This is a genomic window from Leuconostoc litchii (assembly GCF_008107645.1).
In the GTDB taxonomy this organism is placed as follows: domain Bacteria; phylum Bacillota; class Bacilli; order Lactobacillales; family Lactobacillaceae; genus Leuconostoc; species Leuconostoc litchii.
This window is the reverse complement of the sequence record NZ_SDGY01000001.1, coordinates 759,727-785,187: the sequence shown is the minus strand read 5'-3', so window position 1 is coordinate 785,187 and position 25,461 is coordinate 759,727. Positions and strand designations below refer to the sequence as shown.

Genomic DNA, 25,461 nt, shown 5'->3' with positions numbered 1-25,461 from the left:
AAATATGGCAAATGACAAAGAAAATCAATGGTCACGTGTGAATCGAAATCACAACATGTATGATGGCTATCCTGCGCAAGAACCACCGCGCCCGCCAAGAACAAATGCTTCCAAAGGAAGTGGACCACGGAAGCCAAAAAAAAATAAAAAGAAACGGCACTGGATATTAGCGATATTTTTGTGGTTGTTGACACTAGGATTCATTGCTGGTTTAGCAGGTGCAGCGTTATTCTTCACTTATGCCAATGATGCACCTAATATTACAGAATCTGACTTAGCTTCTGAAAATTCTACGCAATTATTAGATTCAAATGGCAACGTATTTTGGAGTGTGGCAACGCAAGATAGAGATTATGCTAATTCAAATGAAATTCCTAAACAATTGAAGCAGGCGGTTGTTTCAATTGAAGATCGTCGGTTTTATAAACATCATGGTGTTGATCCGATTCGTATTGCCGGTGCAGCAATTTCTAACATAAAAGGTTCTTCATTGGGTATGCAAGGTGGATCAACCTTAACACAACAATTGGTTAAATTATCAGTATTTAGTACTTCAACGGCTGATCAGACATTTAAACGTAAAGCACAAGAGGCTTGGCTGGCATTACGTGTTGAGAAAAATTTCAGTAAAAATCAAATTTTGACATTCTACATGAATAAGGTGTATATGGGACACGGCGTTTACGGTATGAAAACAGCGTCAGAATATTTTTATGGTAAAGCATTGACGGATTTGTCACTCCCACAGCTAGCTTTGTTGGCCGGAATGCCACAATCTCCCACCTACTATGATCCATATTTAAAAGATACTACTGCTGCTAAAGAACGTCGTGATACAGTTTTGAAGGCCATGGCGACATACGGAGCCATTACATCAAAACAGGCCACAGAAGCGATGAAAGTATCAATTAGTGATGGTTTACAAGATCTGAACGCTAAAGCAGAGGCTGCAAATAGTACTCGTAAAGTTACTGATGCCTATGCTTCATCAGTAATTGCAGAAGCGAAGAAACTTGGCTATGACACAACAAAATCTGGATTGAAGATTTATACCAACATGGATTCTAATCTGCAACAGTCACTTTATGATAATGCTAATGATGGATCTGTTACGTTTTCAAGTGACAACCTACAAATTGGTGCAACAATGACAGATCCTAATAGCGGTCATGTCGTGGCACAAATTGGTGGACGAAATGTAAATACTTTACAAGCTCTTAATAGAGCTACTAGTAAGAATCGTTCGTCTGGTTCTTCTATTAAGCCATTATTGGATTACGGACCAGCAATTGAATACTTAAATTGGCCAACGTATCGAACCGTTGAAGATAAAAAGTATAAATATGTTGGGACAAATACCAGTGTTTATGATTGGGACAAAAAATATATGGGGAATATTACAATGCGTACAGCTTTAACGCAATCACGTAATATTCCAGCGGCCAAGACTTTAGAGGAGGTTGGTGGTTCTAATGCTGAAAAGTTTGTTAATGGATTAGGCATTACAACAAATTCAACACCAGGAGGATCTATGGCGATTGGTATTGATGTTTCAACTGAACAGGAAGCTGCTGCTTTTGGTGCTGTTGCTAATGGGGGAACGTATTACAAACCAACCTATATTTCCAAGGTTGTAACGGCAGATGGCACAACTCATAACTACAAGTCAACAGGAACGCGGGCAATGAAAACAAGTACGGCCTTTATGTTGACTGATATGATGAAAGGGGTTATTAAACCTAATGCTACCGCAGCCGATGCTGCGATTACAGGATTGTATCAAGCAGGAAAGTCAGGATTAGTGGCATATGCAGATGACGCTGGAATGCCAGATCAAGCAATTTCTGATGCATGGTTTACAGGTTATACACGATCATATGCACTTTCTGTATGGACTGGGTTTGATGTTCCTAGTGAGAACTATATTCCTTGGACAGAGCAGGACTTACCAGCAAAATATTATGCTAAGGTGATGGCAGCTGCGATGCAAAATAAATCAAATACTGATTGGACTGCTCCGGATACTGTCACTACAAAGGTTAAAGGTAATATTGTTGAGTATGAAGTAAAAGATGCTTCTTGGAGTAATGGTGGTTTACCAAGCGTGACGTCGATTACACAATCAGGAGAGACACCTTCTGAAGCGGGGATTACTACTAATTCTGCGTCAACAGGATCTACGACTGGTAATAATTAAAGATGAAAGTCTTGCTTTAGAGCAAGACTTTTTCTGTAGAGGAGAATATTATGCGACTTTGGGTAACGGGCTACCGAAGTTATGAAATAGGAACGTTTGGAGATAACGATCCAAAAATAAAAATTTTAAAGTACGCCATTCAACAAGAACTAAAACAGCAATTAGAAAATGGACTAGAATGGGTTATTACTGGTGCTCAACTTGGTATTGAACAGTGGACAATTGAAGTAGTTTCAGATATGAAGAAAGAATATCCTGATTTAAAATTAGCTATGATGTTGCCATTTGCTCAATTTGGAAGTCAGTGGAATGAGAATAATCAAGCAAAATTACAAAAATTAAGTTTACAAAGTGATTTTTCTGAAAATGTTTCAAATAAACCGTTTCAAGGACCTATGCAGTTAAAAAATTATCAAAAATTTATGTTAGAGCATACAGATGGTGCACTATTTATTTATGATACCGAATTCGAAGGTAAGACGTCGTTTGACTATCAAGTAGTTACCAGCTATCAGTTACAAACACCATACCCACTGATTCAGATTGATATGGATCAATTACAAGAATATGCGACAGAATTTTCAGAAAAAATAAAAGACTCTTATGATTAGTATCAAAAATACCTTGTAATTCATAACATTTATTGGTAACATAGGATAAGTAAAAAAATAATCGAGGTATAGCTTGTGGAACAAGTAAAATACACGCAAAAAGACATTTTAGAACGCGTCTTTAAGCAAAAACGTATGGGAGTAGGGTATGACCCTGCTGATGTTGACAGCTTTCTAGACGATATTATTAAAGATTACGGTGCATTTGGTGGACGTGTCGAGCAATTAAAAGGTGAAGTCGCCCGTTTACAAGTAGCTTTAAAAGATGCACAAGATCAATTAGTTGCAGTTAAACAACAAAGCGTTGTACAGCAACAAGTAGCAGCTCAACCTGTTGCTTCTCCTGTTGCTCAGCCTGAGCAAGATCAGAGGCAGGCGGCTGTTGCACAACAAGCAGTAGTGACTAACTTAGACTTGATCAAGCGTGTTGCTAATTTAGAACGTGTAGTGTTTGGGCGGGACCATAACAGTGCAGAATAATTAAAAAATTAAGTTATTAATATGATATAGAATATTAATTTTGCAAGTATCGGGTAATTGCGCGTTATATTTCTAACGTGAGGAAGGTCCATGCTCGTACACTCTGAGATGGGTGTAGTGTTTGTGCTGGGATAAAAAATAAACCCAGGGACAGTGATGTTACGGCGGTCGAAAAGGCTAAGGTTTTGGCTATGTCTTAATAGGCTCGAAGGTGCCATAGAAACGTATATGTTAATGAAAGTTATCATTTGAGACGAGGTAAACCCCACAAACGGGCAACCCAAACTTTTGGTAGGGGCGGCTAATCTAGTGAATTGAAACGATGGTTGGTATGGTTCAGTTGAATGAACTTAGATAGATGATTACCGAAGGTGTAATGTTACCTGCATTGCACTGGAACAAAACATGGCCTATAGATACTTGCAACAGGTGGACTCGCTTCGGCGAGTTTTTTTGTATAAAAAAATTAATTATTCAATATGTTTTGAATACTGTTCTTTTTTTATTGTATAAAAATTCAAATAAAGGTAAAATTAGTATTGTTGTTTTACATTTTAGGAGAAAATATATGAATACACTAATAAAAAAGATATCAGTGGTAATTATGAGTGCAATAATGCTTTTACCTCTGTTTGCATTGACACCAGTTCATGTGCAGGCTGCCACTACGGATCCAGCTTTGACTAAGATAAAGAAAAAAGGTACCTTAGTCATTGGGCTATCAGCAGATTATGCACCGTTTGAGTTTCATGCCACGGTGGATGGTCGTGATCAAATTGTTGGTTTTGATGTAGCAATTGGAAAGAAACTTGCTAAAGATTTAGGTGTTAAGCCAGTCATCAAGGAAATGGGTTTTGATGGCCTCATCGGTGCCTTACAAACAGGAAAAGTTGATGTAATTATTTCTGGTATTAATGCAACACCTGAACGTGAAAAAGTGGTTGATTTTTCTAATTCATATATGAAACCATTACAAACTGTAATGGTCTTGAAAAAAGATGCTGCTAAGTACAGCAGTGATTTGAATTCGTTTTCTGGAAAGAAAATTGGTGCACAAAAACAGACTACACAAGAAACATATGTTCAAAATAATATGAGCGGATCAACGCTTGTTAGTTTACAAAAAGTTCCGGATTTAGTAGCGCAACTATCAACGGGTAAAATTGCTGGTATTGTTTTGAATGACCCAATTTCAAAAGCGTACACACAGCAAAACAAGGCTTTTAAAATTATCTATCCCAAACCGGCTTCAGGTGAAGGGGCAGTATCAATTGCTATGCCAAAAGATTCACCGGTGTTAAAAGCAAAAATTAATAAATCATTAGATAACATCATTCGGTCTGGTGAATTAAAAACATATCAAAAAGAAGCTAATAAATTAATGTTTGCTGATCAAAGCTTTTGGGGTAAGTATGGTAACTTATTTGTCAAAGGAACATTATTGACATTGGCTTTAGCTGCTGTTGCTGTTGTATTAGGTATTGTACTTGGTACCATCTTCGCTTTGTTTAAGCTTTCTTCTAACATGATTTTAAAAATTATTGGAAACATATATGTGGAGTACGTTCGTGGTACGCCATTATTAGTTCAGGCGTTTATGGTATTTTTCGGAACACAAGTCATTGGTTTTAATCTATCAGCTTTTGCTGCTGGTGCGCTTGCAATGGGCTTAAATTCCGCAGCCTATGTTGCTGAGATTATTCGTTCCGGAATTAATTCTGTGGATGGTGGTCAAACCGAAGCATCTCGCTCACTTGGTTTGTCTAAATCAAAGACTATGAGATTTGTGATACTACCTCAAGCTGTGAAAAATATTTTACCGGCTTTGGGCAATGAATTTGTAACAATTATTAAAGAGGGTTCAGTCGTTTCTGTTATAGGCGTTGGAGAATTGATGTTTCAAACAGGAGTTGTTCAAGGTGCCAGTTTTAAACCATTTTTCCCATTAGTTATCGCTTCATTAATATACTTTGTTTTGACATTTGGTATTAGTAGAGCACTCGGATTTGCCGAACGTCGTATGAATCGTAGTTCACGTTAGTTTTAAATCTAATCAAAACTAAAAAAAGATAACCCAGTTAAAGGGTTATCTTTTTTTAGTTTGTGAATAATACACGAACACCTTCTGGAACAGTGAAATCTTTTTGTAAGAGTGTTAATTCTCCAGATTCACTGTCACGGTTATATAATGAAACATTATCACTATCTTGATTAGCAACGACCAAGAAAGTTTCAGATTTATCCCAATTCATGTCTCTTGGGAATTCACCTTCAGTGCTAATTAGTTGAATACGTTCGATTTCAGAACCCATATTCGTTGTTTTGAAAACAGCGACAGAATTATGACCACGATTCGATGTGTAGATGAAACGACCATCGCTGCTTATGCGAATGGCAGCAGCACCGTTATGTTCTGTCCAATCAGCTGGAATAGTTGGTGCAGTTTGAACATGTTCAAATGAACCATCTTCACTATTATATTTGAGGACACTAAGTAGGCTAGATAGTTCACCAAGCAAGTAAGCATACTCACCATCTGGCGAGAAGCGGATATGACGAGGGCCAAATCCATCTTCTGTTTCAAAGCGTGATGCTTCACTGAGTTGACCATCATCTGATACATCAAATGTAACTACTTCATCAGCACCTAGATCAACAACAACTAAACGATTATCAGGTGTTAAATTACTGAAATGAATGTGTGAAGAACTTTGTTCAGGCCGCGGTCCAGAACCTTCATTTTGCCAAGTGTCAGTTAATGTTAGGTTGCCATCGTCATTGATACGGTAAACTTCCACAGTTCCACGATGGTAGTAGCCTGCATATACCAATTGTCTTGCCTCATCGACACCTATATATGCTGGAGCTGATCCTTCGCTTAATTGTGCATCGATTTCAGCTAATGGTCTAACAGAATTATCAAATGTAATAATACCACCTTGACCATCTCGGTTTTCAACAGCGTATACTTTGTTAGCATTAGATTCAGCTAAATATGTTGGATTTGTTAATCCGCCGACAAAAGTTGAGTTTTGTAACAACTTCTTGTCAGTATCAAGTTCAGCTTCATAAATACCTTTAGAAATTCGTTTTGTATACGTGCCAAATAAAATTTTATAAACTGCCATTATTATAGTAGCTCCTTTGAATGTTTGTTTTAATTATACTTGTATGTAAGCATTTACACAAATGCAATTTTTAAATTTACCAAATTGTTAAATTCAAGAGGAAAGTATTTCCAAATAACAAGCACAGTTATTCTATGGTAAAATAATTACAATTATATAGCGTTAAAAGGGGAATATGTTATGTCGAAAAAACCAGAACAACAATCGTGGTATAGTCGTTGGCTTTCTGGAAATAATTTGTTAAATGGCCTAATTGTAGTTTTATTATTTTTATTAATTATTTTTTTGGCTTGGCAAGTACGTTTCTTATTTGAACCTATTCGTGCTTTATTTACTGCTGTAGGGGCACCAATCATGATTAGTGGCGTTTTATACTATCTCTTAAGTCCATTAGTTGCGTTATTAGAAAAGTATGTTCATCTACCAAGAAACTTATCAATTGGAATTGTTTTAATTATTTTATTAGCAATTATTGCGGTGGCTATTGGCGCGGTTGTGATGGTTTTGCGTAACCAAGTCATTCAGTTTATTAATAATTGGCCGAGTTACTGGAAGACAAGTGAACATTTCATTAATGATACGTTTGCAAGTGATCAGTTTAAATTTATTAGAGATTATTTGAACCATACAAATTCTGACCTCAATCAGAATGTGTTGGATTGGAGTAAAAAATATTTGACCAGTGGTGTAGCAGGCATTAGCTCCTTTGCATCAATTTTAGCTTCAATCGGTGTGACTATTGTTTCAACACCATTTATTTTGTATTATATGCTGTTAGATGGGCATAAATTCTCATCATTTGTTTCAAGCAAATTTCCAAGTAATGCTCAACTATCCGTACGCTATCTATTAACTGAAATTAGCAAACAGATTGCTCAATACATTCGTGGTCAACTTGGTGTTGCCTTAGCTGTTATGATTATGTTTTCAATTGGGTATACTATTATTGGCTTACCATATGGTATTTTATTAGCATTGATGGCTGGATTCTTTAATATGATTCCTTATGTTGGTTCTATTATTGCCCAAGTGCCAGTTTTCACAGTAGCATTAATTGCTGGTGGACCTAGAATGCTTATATTAGCAATCATTGTTTTGATTATTGAACAGCCCATTGAAGCGCATGTTATTTCGCCAAAAATTTTGGGTGAAGCATTGTCAATTCATCCAGTTACTGTTATTGTAGTTTTGTTAAGTAGTGGACATATTTTTGGTGTATTGGGAATTATTATAGCCGTACCAGCCTATGCAGTGGCTAAAGTTTTTGTCACACATATATACGGTTGGTGGCGATCAAATTCAGATTTATTTGAAGTAGAGGAAATAGAGAAAGTAGTTGAAAAATGACAAATCATATAGTTTTGTTTGAACCATTAATGCCAGCGAATACAGGCAATATCGCCCGTACTACGGCAGGTACTGATGCAGTTTTGCATTTAATTGAACCATTGGGCTTTGTATTAGATGATAAGCATGTTAAACGTGCTGGATTAGATTATTGGGAACATGTTCAATTAGTGATACACGCGAGTTTGCCTGATTTTTTGGACACACTAACAGAGAAAGATCGACTATATCTTGTTTCAAAATTTGCAAACCAAGATTACACGCAACCTGACTATGCGCAAACAGATGTAGATAATTATTTCTTATTCGGTAAAGAAACAACTGGATTGCCTGAGATATTTATGCGTCAGAATCCAGATAAGGCCATACGAATTCCTCAAGATGATACACATGTACGTTCACTTAATTTATCAAATACTGTAGCTATAGTTCTTTATGAGGCCTTACGACAACAGTCATTTGCTAATTTAGAAACAACGCATTCGTACGAGCAAGATAAATTAAAGTAGTATATTGACAGATTGGTTTATCCTTGGTAAACTAATATAGTTGTTTGATTATAACAGACGACTATTGACCATGGCTCGTTGGTCAAGTGGCTAAGACGCTGCCCTTTCACGGCGGAATCGAGAGTTCGATTCTCTCACGAGCTACTAAATTCGCAACTTTTGTTGCGTTTTTTTGTGTTTAAAAATTAAATTTTTTAATTAGATTTAAGCAAACTTTAAGAATTACAAGTGAACGTTTGTTCGGGTTTTAAAAATGATAAAATAAGGTATTAGTATAAAACACGAGGTAAAATTTTGGCGACGAGGAAAACAACACAAAGGCGCCGCACAACACGCGGTAAAAAAAATAACAAAAAAAATCCTTTGGTTCAAAACTTAAGTTTTTTAGGTTGTATTGTATTGGGTATTCTGGGTATTTTTAAATTGGGCATATTGGGTATTTTTATAGCTGATATCTTTCGGTTTTTCTTTGGTAACATTTATTTGGTTACGCTTATACCTACGACATTGTATTTGGGATACTATTTTATTACAAGGAAGCTACCTAAAATAGCAGCACACTTTTGGGTTGGCGCATTGATGGCTTTTATTGCGGTTGAGATAATTTCATCATTGCTATTTTTTGAATACACATTGAAAAGTAATGATGGCTACGTTAGTGAAGTTGTACGATTGATTGGCCAAGATTTCACTAATCAATCTGCGAATACGCCAGTTGGTGGTGGCATAATTGGTGCAGCACTTTATTATTTGTTAGTAACATTGATGTCTAGTATTGGTACGTGGATTGTAACTGTTATTTTATTATTCAGTGGAATTGCAATATTTTTCCGCATTCCAGCACGAGAGATTGTGCAACAGGGTGTTGAAAAAGCACAGCAAGGTGTATCAACGATACAAGAGAAACGTTCTAGTTCTGAAAAAACCACGCGACAGTCATTTTTCAAACGTGATCGGCACAAAAAAGATATCACGGATTATGGGGACGACCCTTTGGGGGTTGGTACTGATCAACCAATAGATAATACTAAAACGATTGAGACTCATCAGATTTTGAAAGATAGCACTGTTCAAGAAAATTTCAATGAACCTGAAATTAAGTGGAATGGACCAGTTGAACAAAAGCCCCTTCAAAAATCACCAGAAAAGAACGTGGAAAATACTTCACCTGCTAAAGAAGTTGCCACACAATTATCAGGGGAAGAAAACCCGGACTATCAGTTGCCTACATCTGATTTATTAACGCAGTTACCACCAACAGACCAGACAAAAGAGTTTAAAGGATTGACAGACAAATCTCGCCTAGTGCATGATACTCTGCAGAGCTTTGGTGTTGAAGCTGAAGTAACAAGTGTTTCACTTGGACCTACTGTAACGCAATATGAATTGAAACCAGGTCAGGGAGTCAAGGTTAATCGAATCGCTAATCTGGCTGATGATTTAGCATTAGCACTAGCAGCCAAGTCAATACGAATAGAAGCGCCAATTCCAGGAAAGCCTTATGTTGGTATAGAAGTACCCAATGATACCCAAGCTACGGTTGGTTTTCGTGATATGATTGAAAATGCTCAGTTTGATGATAATCCATTGAATGTGCCGTTAGGTCGAGATGTGACAGGGAATATCATTATGGCGGATTTGTCAGCTATGCCTCACTTACTTATTGCGGGATCTACTGGATCTGGAAAATCAGTTGGTTTGAATGGTATTATTGTTTCTATCCTGCTACGTGCGAAACCAAATGAAGTAAAACTAATGATGGTCGATCCAAAAGTTGTTGAGTTGTCTATTTATAATGGTATTCCTCATTTACTAACCCCTGTAGTTTCGGAACCGCGTAAAGCAGCAAAATCACTACAAAAAGTAGTTGATGAAATGGAAAATCGTTATAAATTGTTAGCGCAGTTTGGAAAACGTAATATTGGTGAGTATAATGCAGCTGTCGAAAAACAGAACAAAGAAGCCAAAGACACAGATCAATCAATCATGCAACCAATGCCATATATTGTTGCGATAGTTGATGAATTTGCTGATTTAATGAGTACAGTTGGCAATGAAATAGAAGTATCAATTGCTCGTCTTGGTGCTAAAGCAAGAGCAGCTGGAATTCATATGATTTTGGCTACTCAGCGACCAGATGTTAAAGTAATCAATGGGACTATCAAAAGTAATATTCCGGGGAGAATTGCTTTCAGAACAGCATCTGGTATTGATTCACGTACTATCTTGGATAGTAACGGCGCTGAGAAGTTACTTGGAAAGGGAGATATGATTTTTGCGCCTCCTGGTAAACCGACACAGCGTGTTCAAGGAGCTTTTATTAGTAACATGGATGTGACAAATATTGTTGAATTTGTTAAATCGGAGCAAGCGGCACAGTACTCAGATGCAATGACAGTCACAGATGAAGAAATTGCGCAGGACAACTCAGAAAGCACTGATGGAAATAGTGATGATGAGTTATTCCAAGAAGCCTTGCAGTTTGTTATTGAGCAACAAAAAGCTTCAACATCTTTATTGCAACGACGTTTTAGAATAGGTTATAATCGAGCAGCACGTCTTATTGATGACTTAGAAGCTGGTGGTTATATTGGTCCAGCTGATGGATCAAGACCACGTCATGTTAATATATCAGATGGCAGTTCAGGGATTGAACATTAATCCTCAAAAAATAGATTTTATTATTTGTTTGCGTATAATTAAGTTATTAAGTAAAAAAGGAAACGAAGTCATATGGCACTAACGAAATTACAAATAGACGCACTACAAAATGTTCTTGATAATGGTATTTTGGATCATGATGAAGTTGCTTTAGATGCAATGAAAATTGTTTTAAGCGATTTGAGAAAATAATTGCGTCAACGAGAAAAAAATGTTATGATGTTTCTCAGAAACATTGATAAGGACAACTTCATTGTTCTGCATTTAAAAGAGAGCTTATGCTTGGTGAAAATAAGCAATGCATGCATGCGAGACTACCTTTGAGTGATAAATTAGTAAATAGGTTGAAAGTTTATCCGGGTGATACCGTTACATATCATTTGAGAGAAGTAGTGCTGAAACTATGTGCTATTTAAACTTGGGTGGTACCGCGGTAAAACGTCCCTTTAGATTTCAATTAATCTAAAGGGACGTTTTTGTTTTATTGATGTAGTTTACTAGCATTGAATTGAGAGGAAAAAATCATGTCAGAAATTAATCTTACATTTCCAGATGGAGCTGTTAAAACATTTGGTGAGGGTGTTAAGCCAATTGAAGTGGCTGTTAGCATTTCAAAGTCATTGGCAAAGAAATCAGTATCAGGAAAAATTAATGGCTCATATGTTGGTATGAATGATGTAATAACTGAAAGTGGAGATTTTCAATTAATTACAACATCAGACGACGAAGCATTACAAATTTTGCGCCATTCAGCATCACATTTGTTGGCGCAAGCATTGAAGCGTTTACCAAAATTTACAAATATCCAATTTGGCGTAGGACCTTTTATTGAAAATGGCTTTTACTACGATACGGATAATGGTGCAGGAAATCAAGTCTCAATCGAAGATTTTTCTGAAATTGAAGCTATGATGCACAAAATTGTAAAAGAAGATTTACCAATTCTCTCACAGGAAATCACACGTGATGAAGCTTTGAAATTGTTTGCGCATGATCCATACAAAATCGAATTAATTAACGATTTGCCGGCAGAAGAGAAAATCACGATTGCTATTCAAGGTGATCATGTCGAGCTTGATAGGGGTGGTTTAGTGCCATCTACTGGCTGGATTAAGCATTTTAAACTAACTTCTGTGGCTGGCGCATATTGGCGTGGTAATTCAAATAATGCAATGATGCAGCGAGTATATGGCACAGCATTTTGGAAAGCTGCTGATGTCGATGCAGAGATTGCTCGTCGTGAAGAGGCTAAAGAACGTGACCATCGTGTTATCGGTAGAGACTTGGATTTATTTTTCACTAGTCAAGAGGTTGGTTCAGGGTTACCTGTTTGGTTACCAAACGGTGCAACAATTAGACGACAAGTTGAAAGATATATCACAGATAAAGAACTATCTAATGGCTATCAGCACGTGTACACACCAGTTTTATCTAACTTGAATTTGTATAAGACATCTGGCCATTGGGATCATTATCGTGAAGATATGTTCCCACCAATGGACATGGGAGATGGGGAGTTTTTGGAATTACGTCCAATGAACTGCCCTTCACATATTATGGTATTTAACCATAAGCCACGTTCATATCGTGAATTGCCAATGCGAATTGCCGAATTAGGTATGATGCATCGTTATGAAAAGTCTGGTGCTTTAACTGGACTCTCACGTGTACGTGAAATGACATTAAATGATGGGCATACATTTGTTGAACCCGAAAAGTTAGAAGAAGAATTTAAGTCTATTTTAACAATGATGATGGGTGTTTATCGTGATTTCAATATCAAAGATTACCGTTTCCGCTTATCATATCGTGACCCTAAAAATACAGAAAAGTATTTTGATGACGACGATATGTGGGAAAAGTCACAGCAACAATTAAAAACAGCAATGGACGATTTAGGCTTGGATTATTTTGAAGCTGAAGGCGAAGCTGCATTTTATGGACCAAAGCTAGATGTTCAAACAAAGACAGCGTTAGGTAATGAAGAAACATTATCAACAATACAGTTAGATTTCTTGTTACCAGAACGTTTTGATTTGAAATATATTGGTCGTGATGGTCTGGATAACCATCGTCCAGTAATGTTGCATCGTGGTATCGTTGGTACAATGGAACGATTTACAGCGTATTTGATTGAAATGTACAAAGGAGCTTTTCCAACATGGCTATCACCTTTGCAGGTGCAAATTATTCCGGTTAATTTAGGTGCGCATGGCGATTATGCTAATGCTATCCAACAAAAGTTACAAAATGCTGGATTACGAGCTAACGTCGAAACTAAAGATGCTAAAATGGGCTACCTCATACGTGAAGCACAGACAAATAAGATTCCATATACTTTGGTTCTTGGTGATTCAGAAGTTGATAATGATACTGTGACTGTCCGTAAATACGGTGAAGCGAATACATCGACAATGTCATTTGATCAATTCCAGAAATTAATCGTATCAGACGTTTCTAATTATTCACGTGTAACAGAAGCAACAGAATAAAGTATTTATATTTATTTAAAAACTAAGGAACAAACTACACAGGTGTAGAATGTGTACAGAAGCTAGGCACCCTGAGATTTTCGAAGGGTGCTTTGTCAGTAGGAAAGGGAAATTTATAATATTATGTCCGATTCAAAAGGTGACAGTAATCTTCCAAAACGAGGTTTACAAAATAGACATGTTCAGTTAATAGCTATTGGTGGCACAATTGGAACAGGTCTATTCATGGGCGCGGGAAATTCTATTCACTTTGCAGGACCATCAATTTTGTTGGTTTATTTAATCATTGGTATGTTTATGTTTGTGGTCATGCGTGCCATGGGAGAGATGCTCTATGCTGAGCCAAACCAACATACTTTTATCACTTTTATTACTAAATTTTTAGGTAATCGTGCCGGATTTTTTGCTCGATGGTCTTATTGGTTAACTGTCGTGTTTATGGGGATGGCTGAATTAACGGCGGTTGCTAAATATATTCAATTTTGGTTACCTAGTGTGCCAAGTTGGTTAATTCAAGTGATTATGTTGATCTTATTGACCTCAATAAACCTTATTGCTGTCGCGCTTTATGGCGAAACAGAATTTTGGTTTGCTATGATTAAGATAGTGGCTATTTTGGCTTTAATTGTTACTGGCATTATAATGGCTTTAACGGGGTTTGAGACGCCTGTTGGTCAAGTGGCATTTAGTAATGTCTGGCATCATTTTGAACTTTTTCCAAATGGGGTTGGGAATTTCATTAATGCCTTTCAAATGGTTATGTTTGCTTTTGTTGGTATGGAATTTATTGGTATGACAACTGCAGAGACTGAAAATCCTCGTGCAGTATTGCCGAAAGCAATTAATCAAATTCCTTGGCGTATTTTATTTTTCTATTTAGGTGCCTTGTTCATTATTATGACAATATATCCATGGCAAAAAATTCCGGCAAACCAAAGTCCATTTGTGATGGTTTTTGAATTAGCGGGAGTAAAATGGGCCGCAGCACTCATCAACTTTGTTGTATTAACTAGTGCTGCATCAGCCCTAAATTCTGTTTTGTTTAGTGCTAGTCGTAATTTTTATGCATTGGCTTTTCAATCAAATGTTAAGTTTTTACAACCTTTTAAGAAAATGTCTAAAACACAGTTACCAATCAATGCTGTGTTGTTAACGTCTTTAATGGTAGCTTTTTCAGCAATTATTTCTGTTATTCCAGCTATAACAAATGCATTTAGTTTTGTGACAAGCGCATCGACTGACTTATTTTTGATGATTTACGTACTAACGTTATTGGCCTATATGAAATACCGTAAGTCCGATAGTTATTTACCGGATGGCTTTCTTGTTATTGCGCCTAGAACATTAGTACCAACAGCTATACTATTTTTTGCATTTGTTTTTGTTACATTGTTCTTTAATCCAGAATCACGGTTACCCGCCATTGGTGCTACATTATGGATGATCTTGTTTGGATTTATCTCCAATAGACAACCAAAATAATTTATTTTTCAGTGCAATATTGCACACGATTTTTATTTAAAGATACAATTGAAGTCGTGGATATGTTATCTAATTATGGTGTATAGATATGGTAAAATAGTAGTATTCTTAATTAGGAGAAACTTATGTCTTTTTTGATTGATTTTATTTTGCATATAGATGTTCATATCAGTAATCTTGTACAAGTATTTGGCTTGTGGACTTATGTGATTTTATTTGCTGTGATTTTTGTTGAAACTGGTAGTGTTATTATGCCGTTTTTACCAGGTGATTCCTTATTATTCGCAGCCGGAGCTATTGCTGCAACGCCTGCTGGATTACATGCAGGATTAAATCATTGGGTGTTTATGGTTGTGTTCTTTCTTGCTGCCGTTATTGGTGATTCAGTAAATTTCTGGATAGGACGAACTGGTGGTTATAGATTATTACATCATCCACTGTTTGGCCGTTTTATTAAGGAAGACCATATCAAAGAGGCAGAGGTGTTTTTTGAAAAACGTGGTGCTGCCGCGATCATTGTTGGACGTTATATGCCTATTGTACGTACGTTTGTACCTTTTGTAGCTGGCATTAGCCAGTTTTCATATAAACACTTTTTACGTAATAGTTTAATTGCTGCCTTCTCTTGGAGTTTAATTGCCACAGGCGCTGGTTATTTGTTCGGTAATATTCCTTTCGTTAAAGCTCATTTTTCAGTAATTATTTTAGGCATAGCATTAGTTACGCTAATGCCAACGATAATTGGTGTTATTCGGTCGGCAATGATTTCAAAGAGACAGAAAAAAATCATTGGTAAATAAAGCTTTTAGGCAATCTTAATCAATAAAATAATGAATAATTTAAAAAAATTACAACAATTAACTGATACAACTACAACAGAAGTGGCTGATGCGATAGATGTTGACACTGTAATGCTTGATTATTGGCAAGTCAATAAAAAAATACCAACAATCGAAAATTTGGAAGCACTGAGTGCTCTTTTTTCAACTAAAATGGATGAAAAAGGCATAAAATCTCAGTCTAAAAAGCATCCAATCCACATTCGACTATCGATAGACTATATTTTGAATTTAGGTATAACGCTTTCTGATTGGATTACGCTAAAATGGGCATTTGAAGGTCAATGGCAGGGTGATAAATTAGCTGTTGGTTTTTTTTCTAACAAACAATTAGTTAGAGTTGTTGAAACAAACACTCAATTTACTGAAGCTTTTGCTGGATATTTAATATTACAGACAAAAGGTCAGTTTGAGCCTTATATTGATGAGTTTGATAATGATAGAGTCTACGATTGGCGTTTGCTGCGTATAAATAAAGAAAAATATATTGATGTAACGAATTTAATGATTTCGGGTAATGTACCGATTATTGATTAAGTTAGTTATAACAAAATAGTGACGAGAAGTATGATAGTGTGATAAACTACAGTCAGATGATAATACTTAGCAGACAATTGCATATGCTTGTCGATGATAAGGGTATTATTTTGCCAAAAACACAATTTTCAATTGAAAATTGTGTTTTTTTGTTCGAGAATAATTTTGGAGGATAATATGAACTTAGGCAAAGATTTCATTTCTCGTTTAGGGTTAGAGGCCCCTCATGATGTACAAAAAGTACGGGGTGGGGATATTAATGAGGCCTTCTCATTGTATTCTAATAACAAGCGATACTTTTTGAAAATCCAACAAAAATCAGCAGCTAGTTTTTTTGACCATGAGGTTGCCGGCCTGAATGCACTGAGTGAAGTGGTTACTGTACCTCGTGCTCTTACCCAAGGACAAATAAAAGGGAATGCTTATTTAATGTTATCGTGGATTAATCAGGGGAATGGGTTACAGCAAGATTTAGCAAGAGAATTAGTTAAACTACATCAAAAAACGACAGATAAATTTGGTTTTGATAGTGATAATCTAGTTGATTTTGTGCCGAAAAATAATACATGGAAAAAAACTTGGGCTGAATTTTTTGTTGAACAACGTCTTGATCCGCTGATGGCACAAGCCAGAAAAAACAACTTTTGGTTAACACAACGAGGTGATCATTATAGTAATTTACGTAAAAAAATCTTAAATGACATACATGCTCAATCAGTCCGTTCATCACTATTGCATGGTGACTTTTGGGCAGGAAATTTTATGTTTAATGAAACAGGACAGCCTATTTTTATTGACCCAAATGTATTTTATGGGGATAGGGAATATGATATAGCCATATCCAAAGTATTTCCAGGATTTGATAGCTCATTTTATGAAACGTACATGAAAGAATGGCCTTTGGATAAAGGATGGCAAGAGAGAATGAGATGGTATGAATTTTATTACATTTTGATGCATTTTATTAGATTTGGTGATTTGTATGCTCCACGTTTGAATAAGCTATTAACTTCGTTTTAATAAGTTACACTGCATAATTAGCAAGTATTAGGGTATTATATGATATTTTTTTATTAAAACTTGACATATTATTATAAATCCGTCATACTAAGGTCAGTATAAAATAATATTTCACATAGAGGTCGCGATTGACAATAAACTTATCGGAGTTGCTGTAGCAATAGATGATAAGCCTAGGGGATATCGCCGAAGTTCATATTATCTACAAATGATATGAATTGGGCTAATAGTTAAGAGCTATTAGACTGTCGCAGCGATGCGGGGAGCTATGGAAACTGTCAAAATTGCTAAGTAAAAGCCTTTGATAAGTCCGTTTTGCGAACCTATCAGGGGCTTTTTTGTGGAATTTAAGGGGAAATGATGATGTATCCAGTAAATGAAAAACAACATCTAACGATTGATGGTGTTGACGCAGTTGAATTAGCTCAAACCTATGGTACACCACTAGCTGTATATGATGTATCACTGATACGAAAGACGATGCGGGCATTTAAGCGAATTTTTGAGAAAGAAAATGTACCATACGTTGTTAGCTATGCTGGTAAAGCATTTGCTACTAAAGCTATATATCAGGTTGCAGCGCAAGAAAATATCCATGCCGATGTCGTATCTGGTGGCGAGTTATATACGGCAATAAAGGCTGGATTTCCGACAACTTATTTGAGTTTTAATGGTAACAATAAGAGTTATGAAGAACTCTTGATGGCTGTTAAAAATGGGGTTGGTACGATAATTGTTGATAATTTTTTGGAATTACAACTGTTGTCAGAAATTGCTGCTGAACAGAATATTGTGCAAGACATTCTACTTCGCATTTCTCCAGGCATTTCAGCGCATACGCATGAATTTATTAGTACTGGCCAGCAAGATAGTAAGTTTGGCTTTGATTTACAAACTGGACAAGCAAAGCGAGCCTATGAAATTGCTATAAATGATGTTAATTTTCATTTGCGCGGGTTACATGCACATATTGGCTCGCAAATATTTGACGTAACCGGTTTTGAAAAAAATGCAGCCTTATTAGCTGATACTGCTTATTTATGGGGATGGCAACCAGAAGTTATTAATACAGGTGGTGGATTTGGTATTCGATATACTGATGAAGATCAACCACTACCAGAGAGCGAATTTGCAGATGCTATTATTCATGTTCTGAAAGAAAAATCGGTACAGTATAATTGGCAAATGCCTGAAATTTGGATTGAACCTGGACGTTCTATTGTAGGCCCTGCGGGGCAAACTTTGTATACTGTTGGTTCACGTAAAGATATCCCAGGTATCAGAAGTTATTTGGCAGTTGATGGTGGCATGGGGGATAATATTCGTCCTGCACTTTATCAAGCAAATTATGAAGCTATTTTGGCCAATCAACCGAATGCCAATGCAGAAGAGGTTGTACGTGTTGCTGGAAAATACTGTGAGTCAGGTGATGTATTAGTTTGGCAAGAATCATTGCCAGCTACAAAACCAGGAGATATTTTGTCTGTATTAGCTACAGGCGCCTATGGCTATGCAATGGCGTCAAATTACAATCGTAACCCTCGACCAGCCGTGGTGTTTGTCGAAAATGGGCAACATCAAGTAGTTGTAGAGCGAGAAACATTTGAACATTTAATTAGTTTAGATCAAGATTACACATTAGGAGATAAATAATATGGCTGAAAATGAAGCACAAAAATTAATTGATTTTATCGCAAACGCAAAAAAAGTGACACCAGTTAAAGTAACTTATAAAGGACACTTGGCTGCTGAAATACCAGCAAGTGTTCAACATTTTGGTACTGAACAATTTGGACAATTAATTGGTGATTGGTCTGAAGTTCAACAATTAATCACATCACTACCAGCAGAAAACTTACTAATTGAAAATGATGCTCGTAACTCAGCTGTACCATTGTTGGATAAAAAAGACATTAATGCTCGTATTGAGCCAGGTGCCATTATTCGTGAACAAGTTCAAATTGGTGATAATGCAGTAATTATGCTTGGAGCAGTGATTAATATTGGAGCAGAAATTGGTGCTAGTACAATGATTGATATGGGTGCAGTGCTGGGTGGTCGTGCTATTGTTGGTGAAAATTCTCACATCGGTGCAGGAGCAGTATTAGCTGGTGTCATTGAACCAGCTTCTGCTCAACCAGTTCGGGTAGGTAACAATGTATTAGTTGGTGCAAATGCAGTGATTATTGAAGGTGTACAAGTTGGTGATGGTGCAGTTGTAGCTGCAGGTGCCATTGTTACTAAGGACGTACCAGCTAACACAGTTGTAGCAGGAGTCCCAGCCAAGGTAATAAAGGAGATAGATTCAAAAACGCAACAAAAAACTGCGTTAGTTGACGCATTAAGAGGCTTGTAATTATGCCAGTTAGTGAAGAAGATTTAAGATTATATAGGCGTGATTTACATCAGATTCCTGAGCTTGCTTTGGAAGAGTTTGATACCCATGATTATCTACTCAATAAAATTCAATCTTGGAAAAAGGATTTTATGACAATTCGTCAAGTCGATGAATTACCTACTGCTTTACTAGTAAAATTTTCTGGCACTAATCCCCAAAAAACTATTGGTTACCGTTCTGACATTGATGCTCTGCCAGTTAGTGAACAAACAGGACTACCATTTGAATCAATACGTGATGGTGTAATGCATGCTTGTGGACACGATGTTCATATGTCACTTGCACTGGGATTGGCAAAATACTTTAGTGAATACCAGCCTAAAGATAATTTAATTATCTTTTTTCAACCAGCTGAAGAATCAAAAAGTGGCGGTAAATTGGCTGTTGATTTACAACTTTTTGAAGGTGAGTGGTGTCCTGATGAATTTTATGGTATTCATGATCAACCTAATTTGCCGGCTGGAACATTAAGTACGTTAGATGGTACACTATTTGCTGGTACTGCCGAACTTCGTGTAACAGTTCATGGCCAAGGTGGTCACGCAGCCTATCCTCATCTAGTGAAAGATCCGATTGTGATTTCGTCTGAACTAATTATGATGTTACAGACAATTGTTTCACGCGACGTTGATCCGATTGAAGGTGGTGTAGTAAGTATTGGTATGATTAGCGGCGGTTTTACAAATAATGTTATTCCTGACACCGTCAATTTTGCAGGAACTGTTCGCAGTATGACTAAAGTTGGGTTAGATGCAATGACGACACGTATTCAACAAATAGTTGACGGTATTGCATTAGCTAATGATGTCAAAATTGATGTTAGTCTTGAAACAGGTAGTTATTTACCTGTCGAAAATAATCCAAAGTTAGCAAAAAATCTAATATCATTTATGAAAAATAATGAAAGTATCGCATTTGAAGAAGCTACACCAGCAATGACTGGTGAGGACTTTGGTTATATATTACAACATATTCCAGGCGTTATGCTTTGGTTAGGTGTTAATGATAACCACTCGCTACATAGTGGCAAACTAAACATAGATGAAGCAGCGTTGTGGCCAGGCTTTAATGCTCTAAAAGATTTTATTATTTGGCGAATGTCACAAGGAGAATAAGCATGTACGAAGGAATTCATTTAATTACGGCAATTGTTACCCCATTTACAGCAACTGATGAGATTGATTATGATGCACTGAAGAATTTAATTGAACATTTGTTAATTCATGGTTCTCAAGGCTTTGTTATAGCCGGAACAACCGGAGAATCACCAACACTGTCTTTTGAAGAAAAAATCAATTTAACTACCTTTATTGCGGAACAAGTTGGTAGTCGCGCATTACTGATTGCAAATGCTGGATCAAATAATACAAAAGAGTCCATTGAAGCAGCAAGAACATTGAGCCAAATTAATCATATTGATGGTATTTTAGCTGTTACGCCGTATTACAGTAAACCAAGCCAAGCTGGTATGATTGCTCATTTTAAGGCCATTGCTGATGCCTCAAAGAAGCCTGTTATGTTGTACAATATTCCCGGACGAACAGTTGTTGGATTAACTGTTGAAAGTGTTATTGAGTTGTCACAGCATACGAATATTAATGCGATTAAGGAAACAACTTCTCCAGAATTTATTGCGGCTGAAGTAGAAAAAACCGAAGATTTCGCAGTCTATACAGGCGAAGATGCGATGACACTATCTGCTTATACTGTTGGTGGCGCTGGTACTATATCGGTTGCTTCTCATATTTATGGGGATGAAATGACATCATTATTTAAAGCAATGGATAATAATGATTGGCATGAAGCTGGGCGATTACAACGTTTCTTAACACCTCGGATGAATGCATTATTTGCTTATCCTTCACCAACACCAGTAAAAACTAAATTAGCAGAAAAAGAATTGGTAGGGGAAGCTGTTCGGTTGCCATTGGTTCCATTGACTACCGAAGAGAAAAAGCATTTAAATAAACTATTGGAGAAATAATGACAAAAATAATTTTAGCAGGTGGATTTGGTAAGTTAGGTCAGGCTATTCAAGATAATTTAACTGAAAATTATGAAATTGTTGGTATTTTGAGTGGTCAGCAACATGAAAGTAAAGTGCCAGTTTGGACTTCACTAGATGAAATTGATGTTACAGCAGATATTTGGCTTGATGTTAGTACGCCAGCAACCGTGTATGAAAATACACTATATGCTATTCAACATGATATGGCAGTCGTGATTGGAGCGACTGGTTTATCTGATGAACAGATTTCCAAAATACGGGAAAAAGCAACTAAAGGTGTACTAATTGTGCCAAACTTTAGTTTATCAGCTGTCTTGCTCATGCAGTTTTCTCAATTAGCTGCTAGGTACTTTCCAGATGTTGAAGTTATTGAGGTGCATAATCCTAAAAAAGTAGATGCTCCCTCTGGAACCGCTAAACAAACAGCTAAGCTAATCTCAGCTGCTCGTAGTGAAGAACCAACACCAACGTCAAGTGATTCTGCCCGTGGAGAGAATATTGACGGTGTACCAGTTCATTCCTTGAGATTACCTGGCTATATTGCACAACAGAGTGTTCACTTTGGTGGCGTGGATGAGCAGCTAACATTGGTACAAAGTACTACTAGTCGAACTGCTTTTGTCCCTGGTGTTATTAGATCATTAGCTGCAGTGCAAAAAGTAGAAGGCTTGATTGTTGGGTTAGATCAGATTATTTAAATTAAGAAGATGTTATTGGCAACAGTAATATCTTTTTATTTTTAACATAAATCAAAATAAGCAATTTATCGTACAATATAATTATGAAAAAAATTACTAAAATTGCAACACAAAATAAAGCAGGTCGCTATAGTGTTTATTTAGATAATCAATTTGCTTTTGGTGTAGCTGAAAGTGTTTTAATTAAATTTGCTCTCGCTAAGGGTCGAGAACTAGATGAACCTTTAATTGACAAAATTAAACATGAGGATGAGATTTCCAAAGCATTAACTATTGCTCTTAATTATCTCAGTCATTCATTGCGAACGACTAAACAAGTGCGTCAAAAAATGAATGAAAAAGAGATAGCCGTTGATATTCAAAATCATGTTATTGCACAATTGCAGACCAAAAAATATCTCAATGATTTGAATTATGCATGTCATTACGTTGCAACTAAAAAAAAGATTAGTCCCAAAGGGCCTAATGTTATTAAGAGGGATTTGAAACAGGCTGGTATCAGTGAACAAAATATCATGCTTGCTTTAGAAAACTATACGGATCAAGAACAAATTGATATTTCACAAAAACTAGCTATAAAATCTGCAAATACTTATAAAAAAGAGTCAACACGTTTAAAAAAACAAAAAATAATGCAAAATTTAGCAATGAAAGGATTCCCATTTGACATTGCAACGCTTGCTGTTGACCGTGTTATATCAGAAAATGATGAAGAAACAGAAATAGCGAATATTAAGCGAAAAGCAACTAAAATTTGGTTTCGATATCGTAATCAATCCCTCAGCCAAAGAGTATACAAAACAAAAAATAATCTGTATCAAAAAGGATTTGATTCTGAGATGATTAATAAGGTTATTCATGATTTAGAAATAGATGAAAGCTATTGAAATGTGGTACAATAAAATAGAAATTCGGTGTCAGAAGAGTAGGTAGCGTTATGAACGTTGATAAACCAAATCGCGGTCCACGCGAAGGTGACTTCATCACGATCAAAAGCTATAAGCATGACGGCTCGTTGCATCGAACTTGGCGAGATACTATGGTGTTAAAAACCAGTGAAAATTCTATTATTGGTTTAAATGATCACACTTTAGTAACGGAAGATGATGGCAGGCGATGGGTGACCAGAGAACCGGCTATTGTTTATTTCCATAAGAAATATTGGTTTAATATTATCGCGATGATTCGTGATAATGGTGTGTCGTATTATTGTAACTTGGCTTCTCCTTATGTGTTAGATAAAGAGGCATTAAAGTATATTGATTACGATTTAGATATCAAAGTTTTTCCCGATGGTGTTAAACATTTGCTAGATGCAGATGAGTATGCTGCTCATAGTAAAAAGTGGCATTACCCGCCTGAAATTGATAAAATTTTGAAAGCGCATGTCAAAATTTTAGTTGATTGGATAAATGAAGGATCTGGGCCATTCTCTCAAGGATATGTTGACGTTTGGTATACACGATATCAATATTTGATGCAACAGCGGTTAAAAGATCGTCGTTGAGAAAAAGCATTCGACTTTCCGAATGCTTTTTCTAGTGCATTTGTCCTTATTTTGAATATTTTCAGTCATATTTGTTGTGTTTATTTATCACTTATTGTAAAGTAAAAAAACAAATGACTGGAGATTGGACAAAATGAATAATAAAAAAGTTTTTTCTGACTTTGAACGTGAGGCGATGCGTGAACGTGCCCAAGAGCTGAGAAAAGCTAAAAATACGGAAGCAGATGTTTTGGAAAAAATTTCTGAAATGACTGATGATGAATCGCTAATTGCCATGGAAATTCATCATCTTGTTCAAAAAATAGCTCCTGAATTGCAACCAAAAACGTGGTATTCAATGCCAGCTTATGCTAATAAAGATGGAAAAGTTATTTTTTTCTTTCAACCAGCAACAAAATTCAAGGCAAGATATTCCACAATAGGATTTAATGATGTTGCAAATTTAGATAATGGCGATATTTGGGCGACTTCATTTGCTATAAAAAAAATGACACCAGATACAAAAGAAACAATAAAATCTCTAATTCAGAAAAGCATACAAAAATAAGTAACGGAAGATATGATGAAAACAAATTAGAGGCACAATCTGTTAAAATAAAACTATGAATGCATTAAAAAAACAATATCAAAACGCACCTGTTACAACAGTTATATTTTTGGTCACTATCTTTATATTTCTAGTGGAATTCATTTTAAGTCGTGGCAATATTGAAAATAGCGCATTTTTGATTGGTATGGGTGCAAAATGGGGACCTTACATTGAATTAAAGAACGAGTATTGGCGCCTAGTGACACCAATATTTCTTCATGCTGGTTTTTTACACATCATTACTAATATGATTACTTTGTGGTTTATTGGACCACTTGTTGAAAGAGCATTTGGTAGTATTAAATTCTTCGGATTATATTTCTTTGGTGGTGTGGTTGGCAATATTTTTTCATACTTGTTGGCTCCAGAAACCATTTCAGTTGGGGCTTCAACGGCTTTATTTGCGATGTTTGGTGGTATGATTTTATATGCCATTCGTTTTAAAGAAGATCCTCAGGTTAAATCTATAGGCACTATGTTAGTCCTTTTTGTTATCTTAAATTTGGTGACGGGATTTTCATCAACAGATATTGATATTTGGGGACACATTGGCGGTCTGGTAGGTGGTATGATGTTTGCAGTGATGTTTGGTTTTTACGGCCTAAGTGGAAAGTATGCTGTTTCAGTTCGCTTAGGGATGGGACTGATAACCATAGTACTTATTATTTTAACTTTTTGGGTAGGGGTGTTGGTATGACAACATTTTATGATGTATTGCAGTATTTAAAAGAATTTGGAATTTATATTCATGTAGGAAAACGCCTTTGGGACATTGAATTAGCAGCGTTAGAGGTAGATAATCTTCGAAAATCTGATATCCTAGATGTTAAAAATTATGCAACTATCAAATTAATTTTGTCACGTGAACATGCTATAGAACTAAAAAATCCGAGTGATTGAAAACAAATACTGAAAATGATGAAAACGCTTGCATTATGTAAGCACTTTCTGTTAAAAT

Annotated in this window: 22 protein-coding genes, 1 tRNA gene, 1 other RNA gene, 1 pseudogene, 1 riboswitch and 1 other annotated feature; of the genes and pseudogenes, 24 read left to right on the top strand and 1 reads right to left on the bottom strand. The window is 36.2% G+C overall.

What is annotated here, in order from left to right; translation table 11 throughout:
• Positions 1-4 precede the first annotated feature (4 nt).
• From ESZ47_RS03865 to ESZ47_RS03845, 5 genes are all read left to right on the top strand, one after another.
• Entirely contained in the window at positions 5-2,197 is a 2,193-nt protein-coding gene (locus tag ESZ47_RS03865) for a transglycosylase domain-containing protein (RefSeq protein ID WP_148604917.1), read from the top strand.
• Between the two features lie 50 nt (positions 2,198-2,247).
• The gene (locus ESZ47_RS03860) at positions 2,248-2,808 is read left to right on the top strand and encodes an SLOG family protein (protein WP_148604915.1); all 561 of its coding nucleotides are present in this window, start codon (positions 2,248-2,250) and stop codon (positions 2,806-2,808) included.
• Between the two features lie 75 nt (positions 2,809-2,883).
• Complete coding sequence (locus ESZ47_RS03855) at positions 2,884-3,288, top strand: DivIVA domain-containing protein (RefSeq protein WP_148604913.1); 405 nt, start codon at positions 2,884-2,886, stop codon at positions 3,286-3,288.
• 45 nt (positions 3,289-3,333) lie between these two features.
• Positions 3,334-3,706, top strand: an RNA gene (rnpB, locus tag ESZ47_RS03850) — RNase P RNA component class B.
• 150 nt (positions 3,707-3,856) lie between these two features.
• Positions 3,857-5,329, top strand: a complete 1,473-nt coding sequence (locus ESZ47_RS03845; RefSeq protein WP_148604911.1) for an ABC transporter substrate-binding protein/permease — start codon at positions 3,857-3,859, stop codon at positions 5,327-5,329.
• Positions 5,330-5,384: 55 nt separating this feature from the next.
• Here ESZ47_RS03845 and ESZ47_RS03840 read toward each other — a convergent pair whose 3' ends face one another.
• On the bottom strand, positions 5,385-6,416 hold the full coding sequence (locus ESZ47_RS03840) for a lactonase family protein (protein ID WP_148604909.1): 1,032 nt from the start codon (positions 6,414-6,416) through the stop codon (positions 5,385-5,387).
• Between the two features lie 270 nt (positions 6,417-6,686).
• On the opposite strand from ESZ47_RS03840, the pseudogene ESZ47_RS03835 reads away from it, so the two are divergent.
• The 19 genes and pseudogenes from ESZ47_RS03835 to ESZ47_RS03745 form a co-directional block, all read left to right on the top strand.
• A pseudogene (locus tag ESZ47_RS03835) lies at positions 6,687-7,763 on the top strand (AI-2E family transporter); the annotation flags it as partial.
• On the top strand, positions 7,760-8,272 hold the full coding sequence (locus ESZ47_RS03830; RefSeq protein ID WP_148604905.1) for a tRNA (cytidine(34)-2'-O)-methyltransferase: 513 nt from the start codon (positions 7,760-7,762) through the stop codon (positions 8,270-8,272). The pseudogene ESZ47_RS03835 and the gene ESZ47_RS03830, both read left to right, overlap by 4 nt.
• A gap of 72 nt (positions 8,273-8,344) precedes the next feature.
• Positions 8,345-8,416 (top strand) — tRNA-Glu (locus ESZ47_RS03825).
• 150 nt (positions 8,417-8,566) lie between these two features.
• Positions 8,567-10,933, top strand: coding sequence for an FtsK/SpoIIIE family DNA translocase (locus ESZ47_RS03820; protein ID WP_148604903.1), 2,367 nt, complete (start codon positions 8,567-8,569; stop codon positions 10,931-10,933).
• A gap of 226 nt (positions 10,934-11,159) precedes the next feature.
• Positions 11,160-11,382 (top strand) — a binding site (T-box leader).
• Between the two features lie 75 nt (positions 11,383-11,457).
• Positions 11,458-13,425 (top strand): threonine--tRNA ligase, encoded by a 1,968-nt coding sequence (thrS, locus tag ESZ47_RS03815; RefSeq protein WP_148604901.1) that lies wholly within the window; start codon positions 11,458-11,460, stop codon positions 13,423-13,425.
• A gap of 123 nt (positions 13,426-13,548) precedes the next feature.
• Entirely contained in the window at positions 13,549-14,907 is a 1,359-nt protein-coding gene (locus ESZ47_RS03810; protein WP_148604900.1) for an amino acid permease, read from the top strand.
• 125 nt (positions 14,908-15,032) lie between these two features.
• A complete protein-coding gene (locus tag ESZ47_RS03805; protein ID WP_148604898.1) occupies positions 15,033-15,707 on the top strand; it encodes a VTT domain-containing protein in 675 nt (224 codons plus the stop codon).
• A gap of 30 nt (positions 15,708-15,737) precedes the next feature.
• A complete protein-coding gene (locus ESZ47_RS03800; RefSeq protein WP_148604897.1) occupies positions 15,738-16,283 on the top strand; it encodes an XRE family transcriptional regulator in 546 nt (181 codons plus the stop codon).
• 177 nt (positions 16,284-16,460) lie between these two features.
• Complete coding sequence (locus ESZ47_RS03795) at positions 16,461-17,303, top strand: fructosamine kinase family protein (protein ID WP_148604895.1); 843 nt, start codon at positions 16,461-16,463, stop codon at positions 17,301-17,303.
• A gap of 108 nt (positions 17,304-17,411) precedes the next feature.
• Positions 17,412-17,580: riboswitch (Lysine riboswitch) on the top strand.
• Between the two features lie 83 nt (positions 17,581-17,663).
• On the top strand, positions 17,664-18,956 hold the full coding sequence (gene lysA / locus ESZ47_RS03790; protein WP_148604893.1) for a diaminopimelate decarboxylase: 1,293 nt from the start codon (positions 17,664-17,666) through the stop codon (positions 18,954-18,956).
• A gap of 1 nt (position 18,957) precedes the next feature.
• On the top strand, positions 18,958-19,659 hold the full coding sequence (gene dapD / locus ESZ47_RS03785; protein WP_148604891.1) for a 2,3,4,5-tetrahydropyridine-2,6-dicarboxylate N-acetyltransferase: 702 nt from the start codon (positions 18,958-18,960) through the stop codon (positions 19,657-19,659).
• A 2-nt stretch (positions 19,660-19,661) separates the two neighbouring features.
• Positions 19,662-20,816 carry an N-acetyldiaminopimelate deacetylase gene (locus ESZ47_RS03780; protein ID WP_148604889.1) on the top strand — a complete coding sequence of 385 codons (1,155 nt, stop codon included), beginning with the start codon at positions 19,662-19,664 and terminating at the stop codon, positions 20,814-20,816.
• Positions 20,817-20,818: 2 nt separating this feature from the next.
• Positions 20,819-21,685: a 4-hydroxy-tetrahydrodipicolinate synthase gene (gene dapA / locus ESZ47_RS03775; RefSeq protein WP_148604887.1), complete on the top strand. Its 867-nt coding sequence runs from the start codon at positions 20,819-20,821 to the stop codon at positions 21,683-21,685.
• Positions 21,685-22,407, top strand: coding sequence for a 4-hydroxy-tetrahydrodipicolinate reductase (gene dapB, locus ESZ47_RS03770; protein ID WP_148604885.1), 723 nt, complete (start codon positions 21,685-21,687; stop codon positions 22,405-22,407). The genes dapA and dapB overlap by 1 nt, the downstream gene beginning before the upstream one ends.
• 83 nt (positions 22,408-22,490) lie before the next feature.
• Positions 22,491-23,294, top strand: a complete 804-nt coding sequence (gene recX / locus ESZ47_RS03765) for a recombination regulator RecX (protein ID WP_148604884.1) — start codon at positions 22,491-22,493, stop codon at positions 23,292-23,294.
• A gap of 50 nt (positions 23,295-23,344) precedes the next feature.
• Positions 23,345-23,914, top strand: coding sequence for a nucleoside tri-diphosphate phosphatase (ntdP, locus tag ESZ47_RS03760; protein ID WP_148604882.1), 570 nt, complete (start codon positions 23,345-23,347; stop codon positions 23,912-23,914).
• A gap of 133 nt (positions 23,915-24,047) precedes the next feature.
• On the top strand, positions 24,048-24,461 hold the full coding sequence (locus ESZ47_RS03755; RefSeq protein WP_148604880.1) for an iron chaperone: 414 nt from the start codon (positions 24,048-24,050) through the stop codon (positions 24,459-24,461).
• A 55-nt stretch (positions 24,462-24,516) separates the two neighbouring features.
• Complete coding sequence (locus ESZ47_RS03750) at positions 24,517-25,200, top strand: rhomboid family intramembrane serine protease (RefSeq protein ID WP_148604878.1); 684 nt, start codon at positions 24,517-24,519, stop codon at positions 25,198-25,200.
• A complete protein-coding gene (locus ESZ47_RS03745) occupies positions 25,197-25,403 on the top strand; it encodes a YqgQ family protein (protein ID WP_148604876.1) in 207 nt (68 codons plus the stop codon). The genes ESZ47_RS03750 and ESZ47_RS03745 overlap by 4 nt, the downstream gene beginning before the upstream one ends.
• The last annotated feature ends 58 nt before the right edge of the window (positions 25,404-25,461 follow it).